The organism is Methylobacterium sp. 1973 (assembly GCF_040545035.1).
Taxonomy (GTDB): Bacteria; Pseudomonadota; Alphaproteobacteria; order Rhizobiales; family Beijerinckiaceae; genus Methylobacterium; species Methylobacterium fujisawaense.
On sequence record NZ_JBEPLA010000007.1, the window covers coordinates 110839 to 127588 of the forward strand.

A 16750-nucleotide genomic window follows, 5' to 3' on the forward strand; every position below is an offset into this window, starting at 1 on the left:
CGCCGCCGACAGCGGGCCGGGGCTACCGCGGCACGATCAGGCCGGGAATGATCGATCCCTGCGGCCCGAACGTCGCCTCGGCCTTCCGGCAATTCGCCGCCACGTCCTTCTGGTAGGCCGCGATGTACCGGGTCGCGATCAGGTGCAGGTCGCCGGTCTCCAGGCTGGCGGCATCGACGCCCAGGGCCTCGACGGTCTGCTTGAGGCGCGCGGGATCGCTCCGCAGGCCGGGGCATTCGAGGTTCACGAATCCGGCGAGCCCGGCGAGCTTCGCCGCCTGGTTGCGCCGCGGGTCGCCGGCCGATGGGTCCTGAGTCTGGGTCTGGGTCTGCGCCTGGGCCGTCAGCAGGCTCAGAAGGAGGCCGGCCGAGACCAGACCGGACAGACGGACCACGCGCATGGCTTCTCTCATCCTGTTCGAAGAGCAGCGCGTCCGTCCACCGTCACCGCTGCGCAGAGTCACGCAGGGGTATGCCGCAGGATCGGGGATTTACAATGCAGACCAAGCTTATAATCGTCTTAATTGCTCTGACCTGCGGGACCTTGCCGGCGGATGCCGCCCGCCTGACCATGGACGACAAGGCCTCGCTGTGGCCGCGGGCGAGCATGACCGACAAGATCGATTTTTCCAGCCGGATGGGCCGGGCCTTCCACACGCTGTCGCCCAAACTCGACGAAGCGTATTTCATGCGGTGTCTGGAAGAGACCGCCAATATCGGTGACACGAAGGAACTCAGGCTCGAAGAGATGGTGCGGGCCTGCATCTCCCTCGTCCGGGACGAAGGCGAGTGAGCGTCCGGCCGCGCCGGCCTGTGGTGCCGACGACATCCCGGGGGCCGCGAAAGTCAGGATCCGGCCGTGATCCCTGACCACCTTCAGCCCGGGTCCGCCTGTGGTCCGCCTGCGGTCCGCGTATCGGAAAGCTCCGCGGGCGGCCCGGCAAGGGCCGATGCGGCGCGCCGGACGCCCGCGGAACCGTGCTCCATCCGCCTCCGGGATTACACGCAGCAATTGAAATCAGGTCTTCCGGAAAGAATCCGGAAAGCTCCCCGTTGCTAAAGTCCCGCCTGGTGGGAGCGTGCACCGTCCAGCAGTACGTTCGCGCAGGCGGACGAGTGGGATCCCCGGAACATGAACAGTGGGATGGGCGCGCTGCGGGAGAAGGCGAAGCTTCTGGACACCGTCCTCGACACGATGGACCAGGGTCTCATGATGATCGACGCCGCCGGCGTCGTTCAGGTCTGCAATGCCCGCGCCCTCACGCTGCTCGATTTGCCGCCGGCGCTGATGCGGACCCGCCCGACCTTCGAGGCCGTCCGGCAATATCAGATCGCGCAGGGGGAGTTCGGCGCGGCGTGCGAGACCCTGCGGCGCTGGGTGGCCGCGCGCGGGCTGGAGCGCCGCGCCCACACCTACGAGCGCGAGCGCCCGAACGGCACCGTGCTGGAGATCCGCACCGTGCCGCTGCCCGATGGCGGGGCGGTGCGGACCTTCACGGACATCACCGCGCGCAAACGGGCCGAGGAGACGCTGCAGGTCAGCGAGACACGCCTCGCCCTGGCGCAGGACGCGGGCAGTGACGGGCTCTGGGACTGCGATCTCACGACCGGGGAGGCGTGGTCCTCGGATCGCTGGTGGGGGGTGCTGGGCTACGAGCCCGGCGAGCTGGCGAGCCACGCCCAGACGTGGCGGGCCCTGCTCCACCCGGAGGATGCGGGCGCGGCCGAGCGGGCCCTGATCGAGCATCTGAGCGGGCGGGCGCCGACCTTCGCGTGCGAGCACCGCATGCGGCGCAAGGACGGCACTTGGGCCTGGATGATGACCCGCGGCAAGGTCGTGGCCCGCGCCGCGGATGGCCGTGCCCTGCGCTTCATCGGCACGCAGATCGACATCAGCGCCCGCAAGGCGGCCGAGGGGCAGGTGGCCCACATGGCGCGCCACGACGGCCTCACCGACCTGCCCAACCGCGCGCTGTTCTACGAGCGGCTGGAGATCCGGCTCGCCGACCTGCATCTCCACGGCGGCGCCTGCGCGGTGCTGTGCCTCGACCTCGACCGCTTCAAGGCCGTCAACGACAGCCTCGGCCACGCGGCCGGGGATTTCCTGCTCCGGGCGGTGGCCCATCGCATCCGCGCGGTACTGCGGGCCGAGGACATGGTGGCGCGCCTCGGCGGCGACGAGTTCGCCGTGCTGGTGGCCGATGCGGGCGATCCCGCCCACGCCGAGACCCTGGCGGCGCGCCTCATCGCGGCGGTGCAGGCGCCGATCCGCTTCGGCAAGCAGCGGCTGAAGGTGGGCCTGAGCGTCGGCATCGCGCAGGCGCCCGGCCACGGTCCCGATAGCGAGACGCTGTTCCGGCGCGCCGATCTCGCCCTCTGCCGGGCGAAGGCGGAGGGCGGGAACACCCATCGGTTGTTCGAGCCCACGATGGACGAGGCCGAGGCGGCCCGGCGCGACCTGGAACGGGATCTGCGCCAGGCGATCGAGGGCGACGAACTCATCCTGCACTACCAGCCGCAGGTGAGCACCGCCACCGGCCGGCTCCTCGGGTTCGAGGCGCTGGTGCGCTGGGAGCATCCGACCCGCGGGCTGGTGCCGCCGAATGCCTTCATCCCGCTGGCGGAGGAGAGCGACCTGATCCTGCTGCTGGGGGAGTGGGTGCTGCGCGCCGCCTCCCGGGAGGCGGCGCGGTGGTCCCGTCCGCTGAAGGTGGCGGTGAACCTGTCCCCGCGCCAGTTCCAGCAAGCGGATCTGCCCGAGCGCATCCTGGCCATCCTCACCGAGACGGGCCTGGCGCCGACGCGGCTCGAGCTCGAGATCACCGAGACCCTGATCATCAACGACATGGCGCGGGCGCTCGGCATCCTGCGTCGGCTGAAGGCCTTCGGCATCTCCATCGCGATGGATGATTTCGGGACGGGCTACTCGTCGCTGGCGACGCTGCAGGCGTTCCCCTTCGACAAGATCAAGATCGACCGGTCGTTCGTGGGCCATGTCGAGGTCAGCGCCCAGGCCGCTGTGATCGTGCGCGCGGTCCTGGGGCTCGGCCGCAGCCTGGGGATGAGCGTCGTGGCCGAGGGCGTCGAGACGGATGCGCAGATGCGCTTCCTGGCCGCGGAGGCGTGCGACGAGGCTCAGGGCTATCTGATCAGCAAGCCGCAGCCGATCGAGCATTTCGCCGAGCAGATCGGTGCGTGCGAAGGCTTCGTGGCACCGGGCCGCCCGGACGCGGCCGTCGCCTGAGGCACGCTGCGGATCGACGACGGCCCGGAGCCCGGACGGTCGACGCGGGGCCGGATCGGGCCGCCCGATCGGCCGGCGTCCCACGGCGGCGATAGCCGCCCTGCGGACTCGACGCGTTCCGGTCCGCCGGGACCGCGGGCGCCGCGCCGGCCTCTGTGGCGCGGCCGCGACACCCGACGACGACCGCCTGTGGATGACGTGACCTGCCCCCGATCCGTCAAGGTTCGCAGGCCAGCATGACCGCGCACCGCCGATCCGGCTCACCCAGCGCCCTCATCGCATGTTCGCCCAGCCCCACGCCCTCATCCTCCGTCATCGCGAGCGCGTCGCCGTGCTCATCTCCTCCGCGCTGTTCCTGGCGGGCGCCCTGCCGCTCTTCTGGGCGATCGGCTGATCCCCCGGCTCTGACCAATAGAGAATCGGCTGCGGACCGGGCCGCACAGGCTCTCGACGCGCCGCACGCCCGGCGGGCGGTCCGATACGGATTCCGCGTGAAGCGCTCGGACGACGCCGGCGTCCAGGTTTCACGCGCGCAGCGAAGCCATCCGGGGCGCACCACGCGCTCCGAGGTCGCCCCCTGGTTCACAGCGCTCCGCGCTTAAGGCCGTGGAAAGTCCGGCCTGTCGCAGACGCGACGGCCTCCGAACGCCGAAGGGGCCGCGTCCTTTCGGACGCGGCCCCTTGCGAGCTCGGCTTGGCGCGGCGGTCGGGATCCGACCGCCGCGGCGCGGTCTTAGTAGGAGCCGAACTTGTAGTTCAGGCCGGCGCGGACGACGGCGAACTCGTCGGAACGGCGGCCGATGCCGCTGTAGACGACGGGGAAGTTGTTGGCGGCGTTGATGACGAACGCGCCCTGGTTGCGGGTGTTGCGGTCGAGGTTGACGTACAGGCCTTCGACCTTGAGCGTCACGGCCGAGGAGCGGAAGAAGTTCAGGAAGGAGTCGGTGGGGAGCGCGTACTCGACGCCGCCGCCGACGGCCCAGCCGGTGCGGAAGCTGTCGTTGCCGGCGTAGCCGCCGAAGGAGCGGTCGGCGCTGCCCGAGCCGTAGGCGAAGCCGCCGGTGCCGTACACGAGGGTGCGGTCGAAGGCGTAGCCGAGGCGGCCGCGGACGGTGCCGAAGAAGTCGAGGCTGGAGAGGCCGCGCGGGTCGGTGACGTAGTAGCCGGGAGCCAGCGCGCCGGCGACGAAGGCGTTGTTCCGGTTACGGCCGAAGTCGAGGTACTGGGCATCGGCCTCGATACCGAACACGACGCCGGAGCCGGGGGTCAGCTGCCAGTTGTAGCCGATCTGGCCACCGCCGGAGAAGCCGTCCTGGCTGCGGTTGCGGAAGGAGGCGACGGTGCCGGGAGCGGCGTAGGGGAACGGCACGGCGAAGGTGTTGCCGGTGTTGCGGTCGCTGGCGTCGAAGGCGTAGCCGGCGTTGATACCGAAATAGGCGCCGGTCCAGGTGAAGACCGGGACGGGGGTGAAGACCGGCGGCGGGGCGGCGCGGCGCGGCAGGTCGGCGGCCGAGGCGGCAGCGGTCAGGGCGGTGAAGGCAGCCAGCGAGGCCAGGAGCTTGGTCATCAGGTAAGGTCCAAATTTCGATCTGGACGTATGGCTACCGATCATCGACGAAAATGGCTGTAGTTTTACGGACACACCGCCCGTCGATGGCGGGCAATGCCATAGTAAATCATCCCTCAAGATTCGCCGACGTGCCGAAATACATCGCTCATACCGCGAGCGCGCGCGAGAACAATGTGAAGGCGTTTTGGTTGCATCGCACTGTGCCTACGCCCGCACCTGTGGCTGTCGAGCCACAGGTGCCCCTGCGCGACCGGCCGGCCTCGTGGGGGGAGGGCGCCGCCTGGGCCGGGCCTGACACTCGAGATCGATCCCGCGGGATTCCGGACCGGGCCGCCGAGCCAGTCGCCGGCAATCGCGCGCCGCGCGGATGATCGGGTTTCGGCACCCTCGCCGCTGTCCGGCAGCCGATCGACGGTAAATCCGATGGGCCGCCCAAAGTTATCACTCCCGTTACCAGCGGGAAAATAGACGGGATCGACAGTCATTGTCTCGAGCGACCCATCGATAGGAACCCGGCTGCCATGCATGTGAGAGTTCGCCTCGACGGCGCGAACCCGCGCCGCTGGCACGTCGCGCTGCTGACGCGACTCTCGGGCCTGCCCGGCATCGAAGCCGTCAGTGTCGAGGCCGCACCCGGCCCGGACGGTTGGCCGGTCCAGGCCGACCTCCTGTTCCGGCTGGAATCCCTGATCTTCCGGGTGGCCCCGAACGGGTCGGCGCCTGTGCCGCCGGCGGACTTGGCCGCCTGGACCGATCCCGCGGCCCCGGACCTCTTGCTCGACCTGTGTGGCGATGCGGTCGCCCGCTGCCCGGTCTGGCGGGTGGCTTACGATGGCGGCTTCGGCGAGACCGGCCTGCTCGGGAGCCTGCTCGCCGGCCGCGTGCCGCGCCTCGACCTGCTGGAAGGCGACACCGTCCTGGTCTCGGGACGCCTCGGATCGGATTACCGGGGCTCCATCGCGCTGTCGTTCGAGGACGCGCTGGTGCGCACGACCACGCTGGTCGCCGCCGCGCTGCGGGACCGATTGGCGGGCCGCGCCGCGGCTGAGATCCCGGCCCCGGCGGTCGCCGGGCCCGCGCGCCCGGCGCGGATCCGGGCGTCCCGACCGGCGCGGCTGCTGGCCCGCAGTCTCGTCGGCCGCCTGTACAGGCTGTGCTATCACGCGCCGCACTGGCGCACCGGATGGCGGGTTCTGCGCGGGCCGGATCTCATCGACCTGGGGCGCCATCCCGAGGGGGGATGGCAGATCCTGCCCGACGACGGCCGTCGCTTCTACGCCGACCCGTTCCCGCTCGCCGCCGATGGGACGACCCACGTCTTCGTCGAGGAATTCCCGCACGCGACCGGCAAGGCGATCATCTCGGCCGTCCGCTTCGGGCCGGACGGTCCCGTAGGGGCGCCCATCCCCGTGCTGGAGGAGCCGTATCACCTCTCCTACCCGTTCGTGTTCGCGCGGGCGGGCGCCGTCTGGATGGTGCCGGAGAGTTCCGCGGCGGGCACGGTCGACCTCTACCGGGCGACGCGCTACCCCGGCGGCTGGGTGAAGGAAGCGACGCTCCTCTCCGGCGTGGTCGCGAGCGACGCGACGCTCCTCGAACAGGACGGCCGCTGGTGGCTCTTCGCCACCGTGCGCGACGCCCCCCCCGGCGCCCCGGCGGGATCGGGGTGCCACCACGACGCGCTGTATCTCTGGTCGGCCCCCGACTTCCGGGGACCGTATGTGCCGCATCCGGCCAATCCCGTTCTGGTCGACCCCTCGTTCGCGCGGCCCGCGGGCCGGATCGTCGCGCGCGGCGGGCGCCTGATCCGTCCGGTTCAGGATTGCGCCCACGGTTACGGCCGCGCCCTGTCGCTGGCGCGGATTGACCGGCTGGACCAAGACGGGTTCGCCCAGACCGTCCTCGGCCGGATCGAGCCCGGGCCGGCTTGGCCCGGCAGCTGTCTCCACACGCTCAACGCCGGCGGCGGCATCGAGTGCATCGACGGATCCGGCCGGGCTTCGCGCCTCAGGGCGCGGCTCGGCGCCTAGAGCCGCACCCGGCCCCGGGCGAACCGGCACGGCGTCGGATGCCCGTTCTCACAAGCCCTCCTGCGCCGAACCGGCATCCGCCCTGCGCCCCGGAGCCTCGATCCGGGACCTCGATCCGATGCGTGTCGCGGCGGAGGCCCGGCCCCCAGGAACCAGCCGGCGCTTTCCGTGTTCGCTCACGAACCCGGAGACACGTCACCCCCATGATCATGATCCTCATCTGCTTTCTCGCGCCATGGCTCGCCATGTTCCTGCGCGGAAAGGTGCTTCAGGGTATCCTCTGCATCATCCTCCACCTGACGATCATCGGATGGATCCCGGCGACGATCTGGGCCCTGGTCGTGACCCGGAGGGAGGCGGCCTGACGGACAGCGCCGGGCCGGTCGCGGACCGGCCCGCCTTACGCCCGAAGATCGACGGAGGCCGCACCGTCGCGGAAGGATCGATCCGAGCGATCCCACCGAGGGACGTGACCGGCCTGATGCTCCGAATCGGCTCCAGCGGCCGGCCCGAGCCTCGGGAGACCGGCCGAGGCGGCCGGCGGCGTCCCGAGCCCGGCAGTCTCGAACCGGCGATCCGCTTCGCACGGTAAAGGAATGTCGGGCTCGATCCCGCATGCCGGCGGGATTCCGGTTCGCCTCACCGTCGATCGGGCGCGGCGCACTGCGCCCGGCCGTCACGCGCCACCGGATCCCGCTGGCCGGCCGTCGACTGGAAGTGGGTTGCGTTCGCGGCTTGCGCGGCGGTGCCGCGATCTGCCCGGTCCCCGAACGCGAAGACGGCGGGGCAAGAACCCCGCCGCCCGCGAAGACCGTCGCCAGGGCAGCCTCGCGGGCTGCCAGTCTCCGTCGCTCAGAAGCCCATCAGGACGCCGGCCGAGCCGGTCACCGTCATCGCGAGGCCGCCCAGGAAAGCGCCGATCATCGCGTAGGAAAAGCCCTTCAGAACCATGTCGTGCACTCCTTTCATCACGCGGCGGGCCTTCAAAGGCCCGGGAAAACCAACTGCAACGATGATGCCGGATCGGCCGGGCGCGTGCGGTGCGATGCGTCACGTTGCATTGCGGAACCGTTCGGCGCAGGTTCAGCGACACGGCTGAGCGTGCCCCGGCGCGGGCCGGGATGCGGCGGTCGGCCGTCCTGCCGGTCCGTCCTATGCGAAATGCGCGGGGAGGCTCAGAGCTTGCGCGTAGGTGACCAGCGCGATCGCGCCCGCGATCAGGGTGGCGGCGATCGTGATGCGGTTCGTCCAGGTCATCGTCATCTCCATCAGATGTGCGGCGGCGTTCGCGGTGTGATCCTGATGTAAGCTCAAGCATTCAGGTCCGGCGTGTCCTGAAACACCCGCGGTAGAGGGCGCCCCCGCACATCGTCTGCGCGGCAATGGCCGGCCGAGCCCGCACCGCGCTGCACGCCGGCGCGGTGCGGGCTCGGTCCGTCCTTCTGGCGTGGGCCCCTCCACAGAACCGGCATCCGCTTCGGCGGAGGGCGCCCTAGGCACCCTGCTGCGGACCGGAGGCACCGTCCCGCGCCGCACCGCGGAGGGCGGCCGGTCGCGCCCGGCAGCGCTCCAGATAGGCCTCGAAGGCCTCGCTGGCCGGGAACGCGGCGCGACCGAAGCCCAGCGCGCTGGCGATGAGGATGTCGGCGCCGGAAAACCTCTCACCCATCGCGTAGGGGCCGCGCGCCAGGGCGGTTTCGAGGCGGCGAACCACCGCCTCGTGGGCGCGCCGCTTCTGCGGCGATCCCGGGAGCTCGCCCGCCATGCCGGCGAACAGGGCAGGCTCGAACTCTGCCACGTACCAAGCCAGCCAAGTCAGGTATGCGCCGCGATCGGGGTCGCCGATCGCCGGCGCCAGCCCCGCTTCGGGGAAGTGCTCCGCCAGATGGAGCACGATGGCCAGGGACTCCGCGACCAGCACGCCGTTGTGCAGGAGGGCCGGGACGCGTTTGTCGGGATGCGGGTTGGCGGCATCCGGCACGCCCTCCCCCGTCATCGGCCGGAAGATCGAGACCGGCTCGATGGCGTAGGGAACGCCCAGCTCCTCCAGCAGCCAGATCATGCGTGAGGATCGCGATTGCGGGGCGTGATACAGGGTGATCATGGCGCGGTTCCTTCGTCACGGCGGGCGGGATGGCCGCGACGGGAGGCTTGTAGGACCACCCTGCTGACAGCATCCTGTCAGCAGGAGTCGAGTGATGCGCCGCGCCGACAGGCTGTTTCAGATCATCCAGATCCTGCGGCGTGCGCCGCGCCCGGTGACCGCCGCCGAGATCGCCCGGGAGCTGGAGGTGTCCGCCCGCACGGTCTATCGGGACGTGGCCGATCTCGTCGGCCAGCGCGTGCCGATCCTGGGCGAGGCCGGGCTCGGCTACGTGCTGGGCGAGACCTTCGACATGCCGCCGCTGATGCTGACACCCGACGAGATCGAGGCGGCGGTTCTCGGCGCGCAATGGGTTGCGGGCCGGGGCGAGCCGGTCCTCGCCAGGGCGGCGCGCGATCTCATCGCCAAGATCACCGCCGTCGTGCCCGAGCGCCTGCATCCGTTCATCGCCGATCCCTCGATCGGTACGCCGCCGGCTTTCACGCAGACCGCGGACGGGATCGATGTCGCGCGGACCCGGGCCTGGATCCGCGAGGGCCGCAAGATCCGCATCGACTACCGCGATGCGCGCGGCGATCCGAGCCGGCGCGTGATCTGGCCGGTGATCGTCGGGTTCTTCGATCAGGCACGGATGCTGGCCGGCTGGTGCGAGCTGCGCGGGGAATTCCGGCACTTCCGCACCGACCGGATCACGGACCCCGACTTCCTGGAGGAGCGGCACGGCCTCCGGCCCGCCGTCCTGCGCGCCCGGTGGAAGCGGAGCCTGTCGGGCCGGCCGGTGGGTCCGCACGCGCCGACGCAGGTCGTGACGTGAAGGCGTCGGGATCCCGGCTTGCGGCCACCCGCCGTCGAGGGCGGGCGCCCCCTGGCGTTCCGAACGCGATCCGGGTCGCGCCGCGATCGCCCCCGTCGCCCGCCCGGCTGTCACGCGCTGGCCGAACTGCGCCCGCGCCGCCCGGGGGCGGCGCGACGGATCGCCCTTGGGACGCCGCCGCGCTCTTCAGATCGCCCAGTCGGCCGCCAGTGCCGCGGCGGCGTATCGGGCGCGCGCCGCCGCATCTCTCTGAAGCCCGGCCCGCTCGCACCACGCGGCGAAGATCTCCGGCTCGATCGGCACGCGCACGACCTCTACGCCGCTGCGCTGCACCTCGCGTTCCATTTGTTCGGTGGCGACGCGCCACGTCTCATAGTCGGGCGGCAGCTTGGCGCCATCCGCCAAGCGCGCGCGCAACTCCGCGTAGCGCTCCGGAGCGTACCAGGGCAGGCCGACGCGGCGGGGGCGGTCCATGGGAGGCTCTTCGAACGGTCACGCTGAACGGCCATCAACGGTCCAGAGCGCTCTTCGGTTCGAACCAGGATGGCCGGAGCGGCGGTGATCGTGCCGCAGCGGCCGAACGCCCGATGGCCGAGCCTGCGGCTCGCCGCTACGCGGCCCTCATGGATATCGTCCCGTTCGCCCTCATGGCCTCCGCCCTCACGTTTTCCGGCTTCGTCGTGCTGCTCGGATGGCGGTGAGTTCCGCGGCGTCGCGGTCGCGTCGGCGCCGTGAACGCGGAGGAGGACGCTGCGGCATCGTGAAACCCGCTCCGTCATCCCCGCAGCGGGCAAGTTGCTGGCGACCCCGGTAGGGCTCGAACCTACGACCTGCCGCTTAGAAGGCGGCTGCTCTATCCAGCTGAGCTACGGAGTCAGGATGCCAAGCGGCCCCAGAAGCCACGGGCTCGCCCGGGGGTCAAGCGCGAGACGAAGACGTCCGCCGCCCCCGGGTTCACATCGGCGGTGACGATGTGGACGTCTGGATCGTGCCGCGGATCCGGATTGGGGTTGCGCGGCGCTGCGGATCCGGACAGGCCGGGGCGCGGTTCATGCCGGGGCACCGCCCCCCCGTCCGGAGACCGAGGTTGCCCGCGCCGAGTCCCACAGCTTCGCCCCCTGGGCCGGCCCGGCGCCGGTGGAACGCCGCGGGTCGGGGCAGCCTGAACCGGCCCGGCTCGGACCTGCGGCGCCTGCCGACGGGCCTCGACCTCCGGAACGTCCGGCTCGTGGAGGGCGTGCGCGCCGCCTTCGCGTTCGGCGTCGTCATCCTCCTCAACATCTGGATCCAGTGGGCGCCGCTGCTGACGATGGCGCTCGCCGCCAACCTCGCCTGCTTCTGCGACAACGGCGGCCCGATGCGCGCCCGCCTGCGGGTCCTCACCGCCTTCTCGGTCCTGGGCGGCCTGCTCTGGGCCGGACTCGGCTTGATCCAGCCCCTCGGCCTGCCGGTGGTCGTCCCGGTCGCCTGCGCGCTGATCTTCGCTTGCTCGTACGCCCGCGTCTGGAGCGTTCAGGCCCAGTCGGCCGGCAACGTGCTCGTGGTGGTGCTGTGCATCGCCCTCGACCGGCCCCTGACCCCGGAGCAGGCGGCCGTCACCGCGCTGATGTTCGCGGCCGGCGGTCTCTGGGCGACGTTCCTGGCCCTGGTGATCTGGCGGCTGCACCCGTACCGGCCGGCCCACCGGGCGGTGGCGGAGGTCTGGCACAACCTCGCCCGGCTCTGCGGCGACCTCGAGCGGCTCGTCGTCCTGCCGGAACCCGATACGGCCGCCTTCGACGGCCACGCGCGGGGCCACCGGCGGGGCGTGCGGGCGAGCATCGAGACCGCCCGGACCATGATCCTCGACCTCGCCCGCTCCCGCGAGCGCGTCTCGGACCGCACTGCCCAGGCCCTGCTGCGCCTGGAGAGCGCCGAGCAGATCTTTTCCGCGCTGATCGCCGTCGGCGAGCTGATCGACAGCCGTCCCGATGCCCGCCGCCGGGCCCTCGCCAAGGTCTTCCTGCGGCGCCTGCGCCCCCTGCTGGTGACCATCGCCCGGGCGATCCGCGACGACGTCAACCTCGACCTCGACCGTCTGGAACACTCCATCGCCCGCGTGGCCGAGGGGCTGTCGGAGGATCCGACCCTCGCCCGCCTCGCCGAACGGATCGTCGGGCGCGTGCGGATCGGCGCCAAGCTGTCGACCCCGGAGGGCTATCGCCCCGGCGGCACGCTCACGGAGGGCGGCAGCCTCGACCGCTGGACCCGCTATGTCGGGCCGCTGCGTCAGAACTTCACCCTGGCCTCGCCCAATCTCCGGCACGCCCTGCGGGCGAGCGCGGTCGCGGCCCCGGCGCTCGCCGCCACCCTGACCTATGCGGGCGCCTTCACGCACTGGCTGGTGATGACCGTGGTGCTCACCATGCAGCCCTTCTACGCGGCGACGTGGCAGCGGGCGCTGGAGCGGATCGGCGGCACGGTGCTGGGCGGCCTCGTGGGCGCCGTGCTCGCCTACTACGCCACGAGCCCCCTGGCGGAGGCCGGGCTGATCCTCGTGCTCAGCATCGTCGGCTTCGCGGCGCGCCAGATCTCCTACGGCTTCTTCGTCACCTGCCTGACCCCCCTCGTGGTGCTGCTGGTCGAGCTGCTGGAGCCCGGCCACAGCTCCTGGGAGATCGTCGCCATGCGGGGCGGCTTCACGGTGCTGGGCGGCGTGATCGCGGTGGCGAGCTGCCTGGTGCTGTGGCCGATCTGGGAGCCCGATCAGGTCCGGCAGGAACTGCGCCGGGCGCTCAAGGCCCAGGCCGGTCTCGCCGAGGCGGTGCTCCGCGCGCCGCCCGGCGAGGGCCGCGAGACCGCGATCGCGGCGCAGAGCCGCGAGGCCGGCCTCGCCCTCAACGATCTGGAGGCGGCGCTCTCCCGCGCCCTGCAGCAGCCCCGGGCCGGCAGCCACCCGGAGGTGGAATCCGCCCTGGTGGCCGACGCGACCCTGCGCCGGATCAGCGCCCGGCTCATCGTCCTGCGGCACGCCCCGGAGGCGGCCGCCCCCGAGGCCGAGCCCTGGCGGGCCTGGATCACCGCAACCCTGGCGGCCCTGGGCGCGGACAGGCCCGTGCCCGAGCGGCCGGCGCTGGATCGCGGGCAATCGCTCGTGCGTCTCGTCAGCCAGGTCGATCTTCTGGTGGGAACCCTCCGCCCTGGAGAGATCCGGGCTGGGACGGCGGCCGTCGGCGCGGTGCCGGGTCCGGCAAACGGCGCCACCGGCCTTGCCGACCGGCCCGTCCCTCACACCTGAGGGTCCGCCGGTCCGGTGCCCCGATCACCGCCGGTTATCGGGGCCCGCGGAGCCCGCGGGCCCGTTCGCCCGTCAGAACCGCGGCAGGGCGTTGGCCGGGCCACCGGCATGCGGACCGCTGTAGCGGTAGGCGGCCGCCCGCGCCGGACCGGCGGCGTCCCGATGCAGGACGGCGCCGTTGCCGACCCAGCCCGAATAGGCCGAGGCCGGGTAGGGCGAGTGCTTCGAATCCAGGCCCTGCGCGAGGGCGGGCGTGGCGACCGCGGCGACCAGGGCGGCGGCAGCGAGCATGCGGACGGTCATGATGATCTCCTGGTGTCTTCGTACGACTTCAGCGGGAAGTCATCCGGTCAACCGTGTCGCGTGAGGAAGATCGTCGGGTCGGCGGTCTTGATCACTCGGGCTTTGCTTGGCCGAATGTGACCTCTCAACGGGGATACTCTGCTTCGGGTTCGGCCGAGGCCGTGCGCTGGCGCACGACGGAGACGAACCGGGCCCGGAGGCCGGCCCATCGCTCCGGTCTGGCCGGACCCGGCGCGGGGGTGCGTCCCGCGCGGAAGCGTGCCACAGACCGCGCCGAACGGAGTCCCGCGGAACCCTCTGACATGAAGTTGATCGTCGGCCTCGGAAACCCGGGCGCACGCTATGCGGGCAACCGGCACAATATCGGCTTCCTCGCCGTCGACGCGATCGCCCGCCAGCACCGGGCGAGCCCGTTCCGCCACCGCTTCCAGGGCGAGGCCGCCGAGGCGGTGCTGGGCCCAGAGCGGGCGATCCTCCTGAAGCCCTCGACCTTCATGAACGAGTCCGGCCGCGCCGTCTCGGAGGCGCAGCGCTTCTACAAGATTCCGCTGTCCGACGTGATCGTGCTGCACGACGAGCTCGACCTCGCCCCCGCCAAGCTGCGGGTGAAGCTCGGCGGCGGCAATGCCGGCCATAACGGCCTGCGCTCGATCACCGCCCAATGCGGCAACGACTATCGCCGGGTGCGGCTCGGCATCGGCCATCCCGGCGACAAGGCGCTGGTGCATGCCTACGTGCTCAACGATTTCGGCAAGGCCGAGCTGCCCTGGGTGGACGATCTCTGCCGGGCCGTGGCCGACCACGCCGCCCTGCTCGCCGCCGGCGAGGATGCGAGCTTCCAGAACAAGGTCCACCTCGCCATGGCCGGCCGCGGCTGGGACGAGGTGAAGACGCTGGGCGCCCGAAATTGACACGCCCCCGCGGGGACGGGATATCGGGGCGGGCGAGAGGGTCCGATGAAGGCCGTGCGCCACAAGCCCGGCTGTCGGCGGTTCGATTGCCTCCCGGTGGCTGAGGCCCGGCTCGCCGGTGCCGCGCGTGCTCGACCGAGGACAGGGCGCACGGTGCCGTGTTCGCGGGCCTGACTCTCCGCAACCCTTTTTCGCGCGTCGCCCGACGACGTGCTGCGACGGAACTGACCCATGGGCTTCAAATGCGGCATCGTCGGCCTGCCGAACGTCGGCAAGTCGACCCTCTTCAACGCGCTGACGCAGACGGCGGCCGCCCAGGCGGCGAACTACCCGTTCTGCACCATCGAGCCGAATGTCGGCGAGGTGGCGGTGCCCGATCCGCGGCTCGATGACCTCGCCCGCATCGCCTCGTCGAAGGAGAAGATCCCGACGCGCCTGACCTTCGTGGACATCGCCGGCCTCGTGCGCGGCGCCTCCAAGGGCGAGGGCCTGGGCAACCAGTTCCTGGCCAACATCCGCGAGGTCGACGCCATCGCCCACGTGGTCCGCTGCTTCACGGACGGCGACGTCACCCACGTGGAGGGCAAGGTCGATCCGGCCGCCGACATCGAGACGATCGAGACCGAGCTGATGCTCGCCGACCTCGACAGCCTGGAGCGCCGCGCCGTCGCCCTGGAGAAGAAGGCCAAGGGGGCCGACAAGGAGGCCAAGGAGAGCCTCGACCTCGTCAACCGGGCGCTGCCGCTCCTGCGCGAGGGCAAGCCGGCGCGGCTGGTGGAGCGCAAGCCCGACGAGGAGAAGCTGTTCCAGTCCCTCGGCCTGATGACCGCCAAGCCTGTCCTCTACGTCTGCAACGTCGATGAGCCCGACGCCGACAAGGGCAACGCCTATTCGGACGCGGTCTTCGCCCGCGCCAAGGCGGAGGGCGCCGTGGCGGTGGTGGTCTCGGCCAAGATCGAGAGCGAGATCGCCGTGATGCCCGAGGCCGACCAGGCGGAGTTCCTGGAGGCGGTGGGGCTCGCCGAGCCCGGCCTCAACCGGGTGATCCGCGCCGGCTACGACCTGCTCGGCCTCGTCACCTACTTCACGGTGGGCCCCAAGGAGGCCCGCGCCTGGACGATCACCAAGGGCACCCGCGCCCCCGGGGCGGCCGGGGTGATCCACTCGGATTTCGAGAAGGGCTTCATCCGGGCCGAGACCATCGCGTTCAAGGACTACACGGCGCTCAACGGTGAATCCGGGGCCCGGGACGCCGGCAAGCTGCGGCTGGAGGGCAAGGAGTACGTGGTGCAGGACGGCGACGTGCTGCACTTCCGCTTCGCCAACTGAGGCTCGGGTCGCGCTCAGCCCTGGGCGGCGCTGCGTCTTTGCGAGCGGAGCGAAGCGATCCAGGGCAGCGCGACATCGGTGAGCGTGGCGCTCCTGGATTGCTTCGCTCCCGCTCGCAAAGACGGCGATCCCGATCGCCCGCCCCACCGATCAACCAGACGAGCCCGCCATGCCCGATCCCGCCCTCGAGGATTTCGCCGTCGGCGACGTGATCGTCGGCGCGCCGCTCACCGTCACCCGCGACGCCATCGTGGGCTTCGCGCAGGCCTTCGACTTCCAGCCCTTCCACCTCGACGAGGCGGCGGCGGAAGGGACCTTCGCGGGCCGGCTGATCGGCTCGGGCTGGCACACGGCGGCTTTGGGCATGCGGCTGCTCCAGCAGGGACCGTTCAAGGGCGGCTCGTCGCTCGGCGCGCCGGGGATCGACGAGCTGCGCTGGCTCGCGCCGGTCCTGCCGGGGGACGCGCTGACGCTGACCTTCCGGGTGGTGGGGCTGCGCGATTCGGCCTCCAAGCCCGGGCTCGGTTTCGTGACCGCCGAAGTCGCCCTCGGCAACCCGCGCGGCGAGACGGTGCTGACCCAGCGCTTCACCTTCATGCTGGCCCGCCGCGGCACCGATCCCCTGCCCCCGCGGCCGGTGGAGATCGGCGTGCCGGGACCGGTCGCCGAGCCGGAGGATGCCGAGATCCTGCCGTTCCTGCGGGATGCCGAGATCGGCGCCGTGCGGGAGCTGGGCGCCTATCCGTTCACCGCCGAGGCGATCATCGCGTTCGCCGAGGCCTACGATCCACAGGCCTTCCACCTCGACCACGCGGCGGCCAAGCGCAGCCATTTCGGCGGCCTCTGCGCCTCCGGCTGGCACACGGCCGCCGCCTACATGAACCGGATGCTCACGACCCGCGCCCGCGACGCCGCCTACACGGCCACCCGCGGCCCGGTCCCGGAGGCGGGCCCCTCCCCCGGGTTCAAGAACCTGCGCTGGCTGAAGCCCGTCTACGCGGGCGACACGGTCCGGTTCAGCGCCAAGCTCACCGACAAGCGCGCCTCGGCCTCGCGGCCCGGCTGGGGCCTGGCCTTCGCCCGCAACACCGGGGTGAACCAGCGCGGCGAGCCGGTCTTCGCCTTCGACAGCGCGGTGTTCCACCGCTGGGAGCCCTGAGCGCACCGGG

General features: G+C 71.6%; 14 protein-coding genes and 1 tRNA gene. 9 read left to right on the plus strand and 6 right to left on the minus strand.

Annotation, left to right across the window (positions count from 1 at the left end):
- Positions 1-22 precede the first annotated feature (22 nt).
- Positions 23-400 (minus strand): hypothetical protein, encoded by a 378-nt coding sequence (locus ABIC70_RS15370; RefSeq protein WP_043357064.1) that lies wholly within the window; start codon positions 398-400, stop codon positions 23-25.
- Positions 401-495: 95 nt separating this feature from the next.
- On the opposite strand from ABIC70_RS15370, the gene ABIC70_RS15375 reads away from it, so the two are divergent.
- Positions 496-792 carry a hypothetical protein gene (locus ABIC70_RS15375; protein ID WP_236952738.1) on the plus strand — a complete coding sequence of 99 codons (297 nt, stop codon included), beginning with the start codon at positions 496-498 and terminating at the stop codon, positions 790-792.
- A gap of 339 nt (positions 793-1131) precedes the next feature.
- Positions 1132-3243: a putative bifunctional diguanylate cyclase/phosphodiesterase gene (locus tag ABIC70_RS15380; protein WP_354440023.1), complete on the plus strand. Its 2112-nt coding sequence runs from the start codon at positions 1132-1134 to the stop codon at positions 3241-3243.
- A 733-nt stretch (positions 3244-3976) separates the two neighbouring features.
- Here the strand turns inward: ABIC70_RS15380 and ABIC70_RS15385 are convergent.
- On the minus strand, positions 3977-4810 hold the full coding sequence (locus ABIC70_RS15385; protein ID WP_043756327.1) for an outer membrane protein: 834 nt from the start codon (positions 4808-4810) through the stop codon (positions 3977-3979).
- Positions 4811-5334: 524 nt separating this feature from the next.
- On the opposite strand from ABIC70_RS15385, the gene ABIC70_RS15390 reads away from it, so the two are divergent.
- Positions 5335-6843, plus strand: a complete 1509-nt coding sequence (locus tag ABIC70_RS15390; RefSeq protein WP_354440024.1) for a glucosamine inositolphosphorylceramide transferase family protein — start codon at positions 5335-5337, stop codon at positions 6841-6843.
- A gap of 203 nt (positions 6844-7046) precedes the next feature.
- A complete protein-coding gene (locus tag ABIC70_RS15395; RefSeq protein ID WP_085987713.1) occupies positions 7047-7208 on the plus strand; it encodes a YqaE/Pmp3 family membrane protein in 162 nt (53 codons plus the stop codon).
- Positions 7209-8335: 1127 nt separating this feature from the next.
- On the opposite strand, the gene ABIC70_RS15400 is transcribed toward ABIC70_RS15395, so the two are convergent.
- Complete coding sequence (locus ABIC70_RS15400; protein WP_043759496.1) at positions 8336-8947, minus strand: glutathione S-transferase family protein; 612 nt, start codon at positions 8945-8947, stop codon at positions 8336-8338.
- 94 nt (positions 8948-9041) lie between these two features.
- On the opposite strand from ABIC70_RS15400, the gene ABIC70_RS15405 reads away from it, so the two are divergent.
- Positions 9042-9761, plus strand: coding sequence for a helix-turn-helix transcriptional regulator (locus ABIC70_RS15405; RefSeq protein WP_354440025.1), 720 nt, complete (start codon positions 9042-9044; stop codon positions 9759-9761).
- Between the two features lie 186 nt (positions 9762-9947).
- Here the strand turns inward: ABIC70_RS15405 and ABIC70_RS15410 are convergent, their stop codons facing one another.
- Positions 9948-10235 carry a DUF8829 domain-containing protein gene (locus tag ABIC70_RS15410; RefSeq protein WP_043351475.1) on the minus strand — a complete coding sequence of 96 codons (288 nt, stop codon included), beginning with the start codon at positions 10233-10235 and terminating at the stop codon, positions 9948-9950.
- Positions 10236-10560: 325 nt separating this feature from the next.
- Positions 10561-10637: transfer RNA gene (locus ABIC70_RS15415), tRNA-Arg, on the minus strand.
- A 175-nt stretch (positions 10638-10812) separates the two neighbouring features.
- Between ABIC70_RS15415 and ABIC70_RS15420 the strand changes: the two genes are divergently transcribed.
- On the plus strand, positions 10813-13038 hold the full coding sequence (locus tag ABIC70_RS15420) for an FUSC family protein (RefSeq protein ID WP_502916023.1): 2226 nt from the start codon (positions 10813-10815) through the stop codon (positions 13036-13038).
- A gap of 72 nt (positions 13039-13110) precedes the next feature.
- On the opposite strand, the gene ABIC70_RS15425 is transcribed toward ABIC70_RS15420, so the two are convergent.
- A complete protein-coding gene (locus ABIC70_RS15425; RefSeq protein WP_043387836.1) occupies positions 13111-13341 on the minus strand; it encodes a hypothetical protein in 231 nt (76 codons plus the stop codon).
- Positions 13342-13643: 302 nt separating this feature from the next.
- On the opposite strand from ABIC70_RS15425, the gene pth reads away from it, so the two are divergent.
- The 3 genes from pth (at position 13644) to ABIC70_RS15440 (ending at position 16740) form a co-directional block, all read left to right on the plus strand.
- Entirely contained in the window at positions 13644-14252 is a 609-nt protein-coding gene (gene pth, locus ABIC70_RS15430; RefSeq protein ID WP_043387837.1) for an aminoacyl-tRNA hydrolase, read from the plus strand.
- Positions 14253-14483: 231 nt separating this feature from the next.
- Complete coding sequence (ychF, locus tag ABIC70_RS15435; protein WP_043355673.1) at positions 14484-15581, plus strand: redox-regulated ATPase YchF; 1098 nt, start codon at positions 14484-14486, stop codon at positions 15579-15581.
- Positions 15582-15750: 169 nt separating this feature from the next.
- The gene (locus ABIC70_RS15440) at positions 15751-16740 is read left to right on the plus strand and encodes a MaoC/PaaZ C-terminal domain-containing protein (RefSeq protein WP_043387838.1); all 990 of its coding nucleotides are present in this window, start codon (positions 15751-15753) and stop codon (positions 16738-16740) included.
- Positions 16741-16750 lie beyond the last annotated feature (10 nt).

Coding starts and splice junctions, on each gene's coding strand:
- ABIC70_RS15370 (WP_043357064.1), bottom strand. CDS start 400: ATGCGCGTGGTCCGTCTGTCCGGTCTGGTCTCGGCCGGCCTCCTTCTG.
- ABIC70_RS15375 (WP_236952738.1), top strand. CDS start 496: ATGCAGACCAAGCTTATAATCGTCTTAATTGCTCTGACCTGCGGGACC.
- ABIC70_RS15380 (WP_354440023.1), top strand. CDS start 1,132: ATGAACAGTGGGATGGGCGCGCTGCGGGAGAAGGCGAAGCTTCTGGAC.
- ABIC70_RS15385 (WP_043756327.1), bottom strand. CDS start 4,810: ATGACCAAGCTCCTGGCCTCGCTGGCTGCCTTCACCGCCCTGACCGCT.
- ABIC70_RS15390 (WP_354440024.1), top strand. CDS start 5,335: ATGCATGTGAGAGTTCGCCTCGACGGCGCGAACCCGCGCCGCTGGCAC.
- ABIC70_RS15395 (WP_085987713.1), top strand. CDS start 7,047: ATGATCATGATCCTCATCTGCTTTCTCGCGCCATGGCTCGCCATGTTC.
- ABIC70_RS15400 (WP_043759496.1), bottom strand. CDS start 8,947: ATGATCACCCTGTATCACGCCCCGCAATCGCGATCCTCACGCATGATC.
- ABIC70_RS15405 (WP_354440025.1), top strand. CDS start 9,042: ATGCGCCGCGCCGACAGGCTGTTTCAGATCATCCAGATCCTGCGGCGT.
- ABIC70_RS15410 (WP_043351475.1), bottom strand. CDS start 10,235: ATGGACCGCCCCCGCCGCGTCGGCCTGCCCTGGTACGCTCCGGAGCGC.
- ABIC70_RS15420 (WP_502916023.1), top strand. CDS start 10,813: ATGCCGGGGCACCGCCCCCCCGTCCGGAGACCGAGGTTGCCCGCGCCG.
- ABIC70_RS15425 (WP_043387836.1), bottom strand. CDS start 13,341: ATGACCGTCCGCATGCTCGCTGCCGCCGCCCTGGTCGCCGCGGTCGCC.
- pth (WP_043387837.1), top strand. CDS start 13,644: ATGAAGTTGATCGTCGGCCTCGGAAACCCGGGCGCACGCTATGCGGGC.
- ychF (WP_043355673.1), top strand. CDS start 14,484: ATGGGCTTCAAATGCGGCATCGTCGGCCTGCCGAACGTCGGCAAGTCG.
- ABIC70_RS15440 (WP_043387838.1), top strand. CDS start 15,751: ATGCCCGATCCCGCCCTCGAGGATTTCGCCGTCGGCGACGTGATCGTC.